Below are 10,978 nucleotides of genomic sequence, written 5' to 3' on the forward strand. Positions count from 1 at the left end.
GGCCCAGGGCCGAGAGGCGGCTGGGTCGGATCCGGGATGTCCACGCCGGGGTCATCCGTGGGCTCGGCAGTAGGCTCCGCGCTGGGCGTGGGGGTCGCTACCGGCTCCGGGGTGACGATGGGCGTAGGCGGCGTGGGGGGATCCACCGGGCCGGGGCCGGGGTCGGTGGGGTCGGGATCAGGATCTACCGGATCAGGCTGTATAACATTAACCTCGGCACGATCAGTGGGGTTCTCCTCATCAGGCTTGCCGTCATAATCCGCAGTGGCTGTGTTGACGATTATAGTACCTGCCTCTACATCTGCATTGACAGTAGCCTGAATCACCAGCGTGGCCACGTCGTTTGCCTCCAGTGTGCCAATGGTATACACACCGCCCTCAGGCTGCGTATCAACTGTTTCCTCCCCAAGTTGATAGCTGACAAAGGTCAGGTTGCTGTCCAGCACGTCGGTCACGGTCACATTGGTAGCCTGGGCATCGCCCGTGTTCTCTACCGTGATGGTATACGTTACCGTTTCGCCTGCCTTGGCTGCTGTTTTGTCGGCTTCCTTGCGCACGGTTATGGCCGGAGCGGCCGGCTCGGTTTCCTCGGTAACAACCACATTTTCGGATGTGTCCTCAGCCAAGGGCTCTCCGTCCTTCTCGACCTTAGCCGTATTGACATAGGTACCAGCCGCAGCCTCTGCGACAATCGCCTTGAAGGTGACAGACTGGCCGGCCTCCAGCGTGAAGTTGTCGGGGGTGACGGAGAAACCATCGGGGCTAGTGATTGCTACGCCTGTAAAGGGCTCGCTGTCTTTGGTCAGCTCATCCGCAATGCTCAGGCCGCTAACTGCGCTGGTGCCGTTGTTGGTAACAGTAATGTTCCAGCTTACGTCGGCACCGGCGGTGTACGCGGTCGCGTCGGGTATTTTGCTTATGCTGATGTTGGGCGTTTCCGCGTTCTGCTTCCACTGGGCGGTAATGGTGATGTTGCCTTCGAGATCCACCACAGGCTCGCCCCACTTGGTGAAGGTATAGCCTTCACGGGTAGGGGCGCTAGGATATAGCGTACTGTAGTCCCCGCCCTGGTCGATTGTCACCGTCTTTATCGGAGTGTTGGTGTAGCCGTCCTTCCAGGTGACGGTGATTGTTTTGTTCCTCTCCCACACTGCGAACAGGGTGGTATTGTCATTAAGCCGCAAGGTATTTTCGGGCATAACATCCGGCTCAGTAGCGTCGGAGCGGTTGCTCCAGCCCTTGAATGTGTAGCCAGATTTTGTCATTTGCTCTTTGCCTTTAACTATAACCTCGCTGCCAACGTTTACCATTTGTTTCGCAGGCGGATTTTCACCGCCATTCGCGTCATAGGTCAGCGTGACCTGAACGCTTGGGTTGGCATACCACTGTGCCGTCATCGTGCCGGTAACCGTGCTGCCGTCACGACCGGTCATAACAATTTGGCCATGCGATTCGGTAAAAGTGCCGTTGCCGCTATAAACCCACCCGCCGAATTTGTATCCATTACGGCTAGGCCGTTTGTCCACCTGCTCGTAGAAGGTGTGGGTGGCATTTTTTTCGCCGGTCAGGTTCAAAGCTGTTTCCGAGTCATGGTCTTTCCCATTCAGCGTACCGCCGTTATACTCCCAGTTGAGGATGTAGCTGTAGGTGGCGGGAGGGGCGGGGTCTTTGGTAGCCTGATAGATCAAGTATACGCCCTCGCCGGAATTTAGGCCAACCGTACTATTATATGGCGCTGAAGTTATGAGATCTGTGGTTGAACTCCCTTGAATCCCCCACCAACCTTTGCTCAGGAAAGCAGAAGTGCCATGATAGTGACTGGTCTGCCAGCCTTTTAATTCATACCCTTCGGGAACTGGGTTAAGTCGGTTATCATAGTACCATCTTCTTGATATGGTACTAGATGCCGTCCGGGGGCCAAAGGAGTATTCCGTCTTGGCCTTGTTCACATAGACCACCTGGAGGAAGTAAGAGCCGCTGCCGGAAGATGTACCGGGAACGGTGCTAGTTCCGGGGTCAGTCACACCGCCGGAGCTGGTGTGCTTTTCCCATTTAGAGGTGGTATAATAGATGGTATGATTTTTGTAGTTCCCGCTGTGGTCAATACTCTGACCCTCACGCAAGAAATTCGCAGTCGGGAAATATTGATGGGGGCGGCACTCAATTTTTGTCACCGTGCCGTAGTCGTAGTCCGCATATGCCGTCCCGGCGATCAAACTGGATACATAGGGTACCCGGTTTGCAATTTGGATATATCTCCCGGAATTCAGTGTGTCAGTTCTTAGAGTAACGCCGTTAACCACATAGTTTACCGTAATTTGGTCGTATGTGTTTGCCGACGCGCTCAACGGCACCATACCCACCAGCAGCACGAGGGCAAGAACAAGAGCAAGACCGCGCTTGCCGAGCTTAGATAGATTTTTCATGCGATTCTTCCTTTCTTTGCGAAATGGTTTTCGGATGCAAAGGATCCGGCGGCTGGGCTGCCTTAGCGCATAGCTGCGCCGTAGGCCCCGTGGCTTTGCGCGACCGCTGTTTCCAGCGGATTGCCATGTTTACCAGCAGCCGGGCTAACATAGCATCGCTTTTTGTGTGTTATGCATAGTTTACACCTGCCGATACCTTAGTTCCCATAGCTTTGCGTCGCGCGGTTTCCCGCGGTTTGCCTAATGTTTGTGAACTTTGCGGCCTGCCCGGTGTTCCCGGCCCGTCCGTCTTTGCCCCGTCTGGCTCCGCGCAAATACAAAGGGGCTTTTTTGCATTTGCGGGGCTGCCCTCCTTCCTCTTAAGGTGGATTTATGTCAACGCCCCAACCAGCAGGGCGGGACATACTTACTTGATCTGGCCGGCGGCGTATTTCTGCAAAAAGTCGTCGTGAAGGGCCTTTTCCGCCTGTTTCCGGGCGCTTACGGCCTGTTCAAAGTCGGTAAAGCTGCCCAGGTTGTACCGCCTGCCCTGAAAGCAGATACTGGCCCGCCAGCGCCGCTTGGTGGGGCGCCAATCCACCCCGGGTACGCCGCTGGTGTTGTTTTTGCGGACAGTTTTGGCCTGGAGCATCTCTACGCAAGTACCATGTATATAGGTGGCGTTGGGGCGGCAACCACAACTGGTGGTGTGGCCCTCCCGCAAGTGGCCGGTGGTAACGGTTATCTCCCGGCCGCAGTCGCACCGGCAGTGCCAGGCAGTGCGCCGGCCCACGTTTTCGGCCGGGTTAATTACCACTAATTTGCCAAATCGTTGGCCGGTTAGTTGCAACTTCTTGCGGGAATATGGCATGATCTCTCCCCCTTATCACCCATGTATTGGCGGCTTGCAAGATAGTGTACTTTCTTGTAAGCCGCCAGGCATAAACTTTTGTTGGAGAAAATATGCCTTTCTTGCTGGAAGTATCTTGCTTATTTGTAAAAACTGTGGTAAAATATATGTGCTAAAGCAGCAGAGAAAAGCTTACAAGAAAGTACACTTTCTTGTAAGCTTTTGGCTTTCTTTTGGCAAAAAAATGGCTTATGTTTTGGCAAACCGCTTGACCTTGCGCCTAAAACAGGGTACAATGAGCTTGGCAATCTGTGCATTTTGCCATTATCCCCTCACCCCTATTATGAAAGGAGCCCTCCCATGACTTCCCTGACCCCCAAATTCCCCCATCTGCTTCACGGCGGCGACTACAACCCCGACCAGTGGCTGGACAGGCCCGACATCCTGGAGCAGGATATCCTGCTGATGAAGGAGGCCCACATCAACTGCGTTTCCCTGGCCATCTTCGCCTGGGCCAAGCTGGAGCCCCAGGAGGGCGTGTACCGGCTGGACTGGCTGGAGCCCATCATCCAGAACCTCTACGAAAACGGCATTTACACGGTGCTTGCCACCCCCTCTGGCGCCAAGCCCCGCTGGATGAGCGAAAAGTACCCGGAGATCCGCCGGGTGTCCGCCACGGGCCAGCGGGATCTTTCCGGCGGGCGGCACAACCACTGCTATACTTCCCCGGTCTACCGGGAGAAGGTCCGGGCCATCAACACCCAACTGGCTAAGCGCTTTGCCGGGCATCCGGGGGTGATCCTCTGGCACCTCTCCAACGAATACGGCGGCGAGTGCCGCTGTGCGCTGTGCCAGGCGGCTTTCCGGGACTGGCTAAAGCGGAAATACGGCAGCCTGGAGGCCCTGAATAAGCAGTGGTGGACGGACTTCTGGAGCCAGACCTTTAACAGTTGGGAGGAGATCCATACCCCTGCCCCCCGCGACGCCTGGGGCGGCAGCGAGCCGGTACACGGCCTCAGCCTGGACTGGAAACGCTTTGTGACCGGCCAGGTGGCGGACTTTATTGCCGCCGAGCGGGACGCGGTGAAGGCGGTAGACCCGTCCATCCCCGTAACCGCCAACCTGATGTATGACTTCTACTACTACAACTACTTTAAGTTTAAGGACGTGCTGGACGTGGTGTCTTGGGACGCGTACCCCCAGTGGACGGGCACGGAGGCGGACATAGCCACAGCGGCGGATTTCGCCCTGTGGCACGACGTCATGCGTTCGCTGAAACAGCAGCCCTTCCTGCTGATGGAGTCTACCCCCAGCACCATCAACTGGGGGCCGGTTTCCCGGCTGAAACGGCCGGGTATGCATCTGGCAGCCAGTATGCAGGCTGTGGCCCATGGGTCCGACTCTGTGCAGTATTTCCAACTGCGGAAAAGCCGGGGCGCCCAGGAGAAGTTCCATGGGGCTGTGATCGACCACTGCGGCCACAGCGGCACCAGGGAGTTCCGGGATGTGGAAACCGTAGGCCGCCGCCTGGAGGCCCTGGATGAGGCCATCTGCGGGTCGCAGGTGCGGCCGGAGGTGGCGTTGGTGTTCGACATGGAGAACCGCTGGGCCGTGGAGGGGGCTGCAGGCCCCCGGAACTGCGGCATCCACTACGCCGAGGACGTGCGGGCCCATTACCGGGCCCTGTGGCAGATGGGCGTGCCGGTAGATATTGTGGATGAGGAGTGCGAAATTAGCGGTTATAAGCTGGTAATCGCCCCCATGCTGTACCTGCTGCGGGCAGGCTTTGCCGGAAAGCTGCGGGCCTTTGTGGAGCAGGGCGGCACGTTGGTTGGCACCTACCACACCGGGCTAGTAAACGAAAACGACCTGTGCCACCTGGGCGGCTGGCCCGGTGAGGGCCTGGGGGAGGTATTCGGCATTTGGCACGAAACCACCGACGCCCTGTGGGATGGGGAGCGCAACCACATACGGGTGGACGGCAAAACCTACCCGGTCAGCGAGTTGTGCGCGCTGATCCATGCCCAAGGAGCCCAGGTGCTGGGCACCTACGGCGAGGATTTTTATGCCGGCGAACCCGCGTTGACGGTAAACCCATACGGCCAGGGCCGGGCTTACTACCTGGCGGCCAGGGCTGGTAGGGATTTCTACCAGGATTTTTACACCGGGCTGATCGGGGATTTGGGCTGCAAGCGCGCCCTGCCCCAGCCCCCGCCGGAGGGGGTAGAGGCCTGCCTGCGGGAGAAAGACGGCGCCCGGTATGTGTTCTTGCAGAATTTCAGCGGCAAGGCCCAGCGCGTGCCCCTGCCCGCGGGCTGTGTGGATGTGCCCGGCGGCCAGCCGGCCCCGTCGGTGGAACTGGCGGGGTATGACGCCAGGGTGATCCGCCTGCCGGGACAGGGATAAGCCGGGGCCACAGGCAAAAACCGTTTTGGGCATGAAAAAAAGGCCGGTACAGCACTGTGTACCGGCCTTTTTTGTTGGGGGATATTTTTGCCCCTTTGCCTGTTTAGCCCAGCTTGTTTCCGGCGGCGTTAGGGGCCTTGCCGCGCTTTTGCAGCAGGATAACGCCCAGGAAGGCCAGGCCCAGCAGCAGCAGGGAGGCCGCTATGGTGACAAGGGCATTGCGGGCGAACCCGGCCACTATGTAGCCGAAAAAGCATACCACAGCCACCAGGGTGGCGTAGGGCAACTGGGTTTCCACATGGCGCAGGTGGTCGCACTGGGCCCCGGTAGAGGCCAGGATGGTGGTGTCGGAAATGGGCGAGCAGTGGTCGCCATAGACCGAGCCCGCGAGGGTCGCGCCCAGGGCGGGGATCAGCACTCCGGCGCCCTGGGGCCCGGCGCAGATCATGGACACGATGGGCAGCAAAATGCCAAAGGTGCCCCAGGCCGTGCCCATGGAGAAGGACAGGAAGGCCGCCACCGCGAACACAATGGCCGGTACCAGGCTGAAGGACAGGTGCCCGCCGGACACCACCTGGCTGACGAAGTTGCCGGTGCCGATCATCTCCCGGCACACGCCGCCCAGGGCCCAGGCCAGGATCAGGATGGTGAGGGCGGGGATCATGGTCTTGATGCCGTCCAGGATGCCTGTGACAAAGGCCTGCATGGTCATCAGCTTACGGGGCAAGTACATGGCCAGCGCCACCAGAAGGCCCGCAAAGGTGCCCAAAGTCAGGCCGGCTACAGGGTTTTCGCCAATGGCCTGGGCAAAGCTGACGCCCTCGAAAAAGCCCCCCACATAGGCCATGCCGAAGATGGCGGTTACGATCAGCGTGGCAATGGGCAGCACCAGGTCCAGTACCGTGCCCTGGGGTTGGGCCTTTTCCTCCCCTGCCGCCATGGGGCTTTCCGCCTGGGCCGTTTGCTGCTCTTCCGCCTGTTTCATGGGGCCGAAGTCAAAGCTGGTGGCGCTGAGGAACAGTACCATCGCGATGGTCAGCAGGGCGTATAGGTTGTAGGGGATCGTCTGGACAAAGGCGTTGAGCCCGCCGGCCTCTTCCACCTCAGAGGCCACTGCCACCGCCCAACTGGAAATGGGGGCGATGATGCAGATGGGCGCGGCCGTAGCGTCCAGCAGGTAGGCCAGCTTTTCCCGGGAAATACGGTGTTTGTCGGTAATGGGCCGCATGACCGTGCCTACGGTTAAGCAGTTGAACCCGTCGTCCAGGAAAATCAGCAGGCCCAGCAGCGCGGTGGTCAGCTTGGCGCTACGCTTGCTTTTGATGCGGCGGATTGCCCACTGCCCATAGGCCGCCGTGCCCCCCGAACGGGTTACAATGACCACCAGCGACCCCAGCAGCACCAGGAAAATGATCATATACCCGTTGGCGCCGATCTTCCCGGCCATCATGTCAAACACATAGGTGACAGCTTGCAGGATGTTCCCGCCGGTGGAAAAGCTATAGATGCACATTCCCGTGAAAATGCCCAGAAACAGCGACAAGTATACCTCTTTGGTCAACAGCGCCAGGGTAATGGCCACCACCGGCGGCAAAATTGACAGCCAGCCGGCGTCGATCATCTCCAGCCCCATACAAATACCTCCTTCGTCTTGCTAAAATGATTTCACCTGCAACGATTTTACCTCTTTTCCCTCCAAAACGCAAGCCAAACTTTCCCATCAATCCCGGCTTTTTTCCCAATGGGGGCTTTATGGCCTTCCGGCGGCCGGGCGCGCCCGGAAAGCGGCGCCGGCTGCTGGAGGCGGGCATTGGGATAGCCCTCACCCGTTTGGGTGGGGGCTATTCTGTGCTTGGCTGTGTTGGGCTGCGTGGGGCGCGGTTTTGGGCCTATCCTTTAAGGTAGCTGGTTCCCGGCGGCCAGGTACAGGGCGTACCAGTCCTCCCGTGTAAGCTGCACTTCGCAGGCCGTGGCAATGTCCGCCAGGCGCTGGGGGTTGGTGGTTCCGCAGATCACCTGCATACGGGCCGGGTGGCGCAAAATCCATGCCGCGGCCATAGCCTGCTTGCTGGCCCCGTACTTCTCCCCCAGCTCTGCCAGCTTGGCGTTCAGTTCCGGGAACTTCTCGTTGTCCAGGAACACCCCTTCAAAGAACCCGTACTGGAAGGGCGACCAGGCCTGTATGGTGACGCCCTTTAGGCGGCAGTAGTCCAGCACCTCGCCGTCCAGGTCGGCGGAATGGGGGAACGCCGTGTTGGTGCACAGGGCGTGGTCGATCAGCCGGGTCCACATCAACCCAAACTGTAGTTGGTTGGCCACCAGTTTCTGCTTGACGCCTGCCTGCAAAAGCTCCATCTGCCGGGCATTGAAGTTGCTTACCCCAAACCTGGCCACCTTGCCGCTGGCCTCCAGCCGGGCAAACGCCTCGGCCACTTCCTCCGGCTCCATCAGGGCGTCGGGGCGGTGGAGGAGGAGCAGGTCCAGCCGGTCGGTTTTTAGGCGGCCCAGGATGCCGTCTACGCTTTGGAGGATGTGCTCTTTGGAGAAGTCGTACATCCCTTTGCGGATGCCGCATTTGCTTTGCAGGATCACCTTCTCCCGCAGGCCGGGTTCTTGTGCCAGCACCTGGCCGAATACGGTTTCGCTGCCGCCGCCCCCGTAAATATCCGCGTGGTCAAAGAAATTGGCGCCGCACTCTATGGCTGTGTGCATATACCGCGACAGCGCGGCCGGTTCCATACTGGCGATACGCATACAGCCTACCCCGATGGCAGGGGCCTGTAGCCCGCCCAAGTCCACATAGTTCATGGTTTTCTCCTCTGTGATGATTTGATTTTTGCCCCTTTGGCCCTTAGCTAAGCTGGAATACCGCGCTGGCATGGGGGGCCAACTCCATGGCCAGCCGACCGTCTTTTACGGCTACGGTTTCGCCGCTCCACAGTTCCTGGCCGGCGGTGGTTTCCGGCCAAAGGCCGGCCAGATCCATGGCCACCTGCCGCTCCTCCTCAGAGAGGTTGAACAGGGCCAGGTAGCGCTGGCCGGTTTTCTGGTTTTCGGCCACCCACACGGCCTCTTCTTCGTCCCGGCGCTGCTGGTCGGGGCGGCAGTCCGGGGTCAGCATGGCCAGCACCCGGGGGTTGGTCAGCAGGCTGAGGGTCCAGCCGTCCAGCTTGGTCATCTCCGCCCCCAGCATCAGGGGCGAACCGAACAGGCACCACAGGTTCATCATGGTGCGCTGCTCGTCTTTGGTAAAGCCAGTTTCCCGTTCCCGGGCAAAGCCGCCCCCCAGCCGGCCCACGGGGAGCATATCGCAGTCCGGGTAGCAGCCAGCCTTTACGTGGTCCTGCCAGATCTCGCAGCGGGGGAACATATCCTTCAGTAGGGGCCACTCGTCCCAGAAGTCGTCGGAAATCCGCCACATATTGGCGTACTTTTGGTACTGCCAGGACTTTTGGATAATGGCCGGCCCGGGGGACAGGGACAGCACAATGGGCCGCCCGGCCTTTTGGATGGCGTTATAGAGCATCTCGATCTCATGCTTGCGGGCAAAGCCCAGCTCGGTGTGGAAGTTCAGGTTGTCGGTATTGCAGATATCGTCGCACTTGATGAAGTCTACCCCCCACTGGGCGTACTGGGCGATGATGGAATCGTAGTAAGCCTGGCCTTCGGGGGTGTTCCGCACGCCGTACATATCCGGGTTCCAGCGGCACACATTGTTGGGCTCGGCAATGTGGTTGGCGGTGGTATCTGTGCCCAAAATCTTCAAGTGCTGGTGGGCCGCCTGCCGGTGGATGCCCCGCATAATGTGGATGCCGAACTTCAGCCCCAGGCTGTGGATATAATCTGCCAGAGGCTTAAAGCCCTGGCCCCTTGCCGCGCTGGGGAACCGGGCCGGGTCAGGCTGTAGGCGGCCGTACTCGTCCAGTTCGGCGGTGTTGAAGGGGATGTAGAAGTAGTCCTTGTCGATGTTTTCGGCGTGGTGGGCGTACCACTCAATGTCAATGACAATGTACTCCCACCCAAAGGGTTTCAGCTTTTCGGCCATAGCCTGGGCATTGGCCTTCACCTGCTCCTCTGTGACGGAAGTGCCGTAGTAGTCATAGCTGTTCCACCCCATGGGCGGGGTGGGGGCAAACGCGTTTTTGTTCATGTTTTGTCCTCCTTTTTGGTATGGGGCGCCCGGACCTTGGCCCTTCAAAAATATAAAAAAGCAGTTCCGCTTAAGCACAATAGGGAGGATGTGCCTAAATCAAAAAGGAAATGTTCGAAAGGCCCCATGCAGGCGTCCAGAGGGCCTATGGCCCTTTGGTGGGGATTCTTTAAGGGGCAAAGCCCCTTGAGCCGCCGGAGGCGGCCTTAAGGCACCCCAAAAGCTACCCAAAGGCTACCAAGCCAGGGCGGCCAGGGCTGTCAGTAAGGGCAGGGAGAGGATGGACAGCAGGGTGCTGAGCACCACCGTACGGCAGGCGTAGGCGTAGTCCCGCCCATACAGTTGGGCATAGACGGCCACATTGGCCCCCACCGGGGCAGCCGCCGCAATCAGGATAACGTACTTCATGGTAGCGCTTACCGGGGCCAGCATCACCAGCAAAAGGGTGACGGCGGGGATCAGCAGCAGGCGCACCCCGCTAAGGGCGTACAGCCGCGGGGAGAGGAAGGTTTCCCGCAGGCTGGTTTGGGCCATGTACACCCCCAGCACCAGCATGGCAATGGGGGAGTTCAGCGCCGCCACCCCGCCAATGGCCCCGCTGAGCACCCCCGGCAGCTTGGCCCCCAGCCCGCTGGCAAACAGCGCCAGCCCTATGGCCGCGCCTATGGTGATGGGGTTCAGCAGCAATTCCCTGGGGGACAGGGGCTTTTTCTCCCCCTTGAGCAAAGCCGCGCCGTAAGTCCACTGTAAAAGGTTCAGCAGCACCACAAAGCCTACCAGCAGGAACACGGCCTCATCCCCAAACCCGGCCCGTACCAGGGGGATACCCATAAAGCCGCAGTTGGAGAACGCCGCCGCGAAGTCATCGACGGGGTGGTTTTTGTAAATGACCCGCGCCATTACCAGCGACACCAGCAGCGCCCCGGCGGCCAGCAGGGCGCTTAGCCCCAGGTCTGCCAGGCGGGCAAGGGAGAACTCCACACAAAAGCTGTGGATGATCACCGTGGGGATGATCAGCCATAGCAGCAGGTTGGCCAGGGACTTGCTCCCCTCTTTGGTGATCTTTCCCCCTTTAAACAGGGCAAACCCCACCATCATGTAGATTGCCATGGTCAATGTCTGCTGGAATACAATCCATGCGGTTTCCAAACCCCGCCACACCCCTTC

The 10,978-nt window shown here is 59.4% G+C and carries 7 protein-coding genes and 1 riboswitch; of the genes, 1 reads left to right on the forward strand and 6 read right to left on the reverse strand.

Annotated features, from left to right (window positions below; translation table 11 throughout):
* A partial coding sequence (locus U8U01_RS14085) for a CLIPPER-2 domain-containing protein (RefSeq protein WP_322175474.1) occupies positions 1–2,426 on the reverse strand: 2,426 nt, incomplete at its 3' end.
* Positions 2,427–2,557: 131 nt separating this feature from the next.
* Positions 2,558–2,677: riboswitch (cyclic di-GMP riboswitch) on the reverse strand.
* A gap of 155 nt (positions 2,678–2,832) precedes the next feature.
* On the reverse strand, positions 2,833–3,276 hold the full coding sequence (locus tag U8U01_RS14090; RefSeq protein ID WP_322175477.1) for a hypothetical protein: 444 nt from the start codon (positions 3,274–3,276) through the stop codon (positions 2,833–2,835).
* Positions 3,277–3,615: 339 nt separating this feature from the next.
* Between U8U01_RS14090 and U8U01_RS14095 the strand changes: the two genes are divergently transcribed.
* Entirely contained in the window at positions 3,616–5,661 is a 2,046-nt protein-coding gene (locus U8U01_RS14095; protein WP_322175479.1) for a beta-galactosidase, read from the forward strand.
* Between the two features lie 103 nt (positions 5,662–5,764).
* Here U8U01_RS14095 and U8U01_RS14100 read toward each other — a convergent pair whose 3' ends face one another.
* From U8U01_RS14100 to U8U01_RS14115, 4 genes are all read right to left on the reverse strand, one after another.
* The gene (locus U8U01_RS14100; RefSeq protein ID WP_322175482.1) at positions 5,765–7,294 is read right to left on the reverse strand and encodes a Na+/H+ antiporter NhaC family protein; all 1,530 of its coding nucleotides are present in this window, start codon (positions 7,292–7,294) and stop codon (positions 5,765–5,767) included.
* A gap of 263 nt (positions 7,295–7,557) precedes the next feature.
* On the reverse strand, positions 7,558–8,469 hold the full coding sequence (locus U8U01_RS14105) for an aldo/keto reductase (protein WP_322175485.1): 912 nt from the start codon (positions 8,467–8,469) through the stop codon (positions 7,558–7,560).
* A 43-nt stretch (positions 8,470–8,512) separates the two neighbouring features.
* Positions 8,513–9,811: a glycoside hydrolase family 27 protein gene (locus U8U01_RS14110; protein ID WP_322175488.1), complete on the reverse strand. Its 1,299-nt coding sequence runs from the start codon at positions 9,809–9,811 to the stop codon at positions 8,513–8,515.
* Positions 9,812–10,045: 234 nt separating this feature from the next.
* Positions 10,046–10,960: an AEC family transporter gene (locus U8U01_RS14115; RefSeq protein WP_322175491.1), complete on the reverse strand. Its 915-nt coding sequence runs from the start codon at positions 10,958–10,960 to the stop codon at positions 10,046–10,048.
* Positions 10,961–10,978: the final 18 nt, after the last annotated feature.

The organism is Acutalibacter caecimuris, assembly GCF_034335085.1.
GTDB classification, from domain to species: Bacteria; Bacillota; Clostridia; order Oscillospirales; family Acutalibacteraceae; genus Acutalibacter; species Acutalibacter caecimuris.

What these genes read in the sequence shown, in the direction of transcription:
- U8U01_RS14090 (WP_322175477.1), bottom strand. Translation starts at nt 3,276, where the DNA reads ATGCCATATTCCCGCAAGAAGTTGCAACTAACCGGCCAACGATTTGGC.
- U8U01_RS14095 (WP_322175479.1), top strand. Translation starts at nt 3,616, where the DNA reads ATGACTTCCCTGACCCCCAAATTCCCCCATCTGCTTCACGGCGGCGAC.
- U8U01_RS14100 (WP_322175482.1), bottom strand. Translation starts at nt 7,294, where the DNA reads ATGGGGCTGGAGATGATCGACGCCGGCTGGCTGTCAATTTTGCCGCCG.
- U8U01_RS14105 (WP_322175485.1), bottom strand. Translation starts at nt 8,469, where the DNA reads ATGAACTATGTGGACTTGGGCGGGCTACAGGCCCCTGCCATCGGGGTA.
- U8U01_RS14110 (WP_322175488.1), bottom strand. Translation starts at nt 9,811, where the DNA reads ATGAACAAAAACGCGTTTGCCCCCACCCCGCCCATGGGGTGGAACAGC.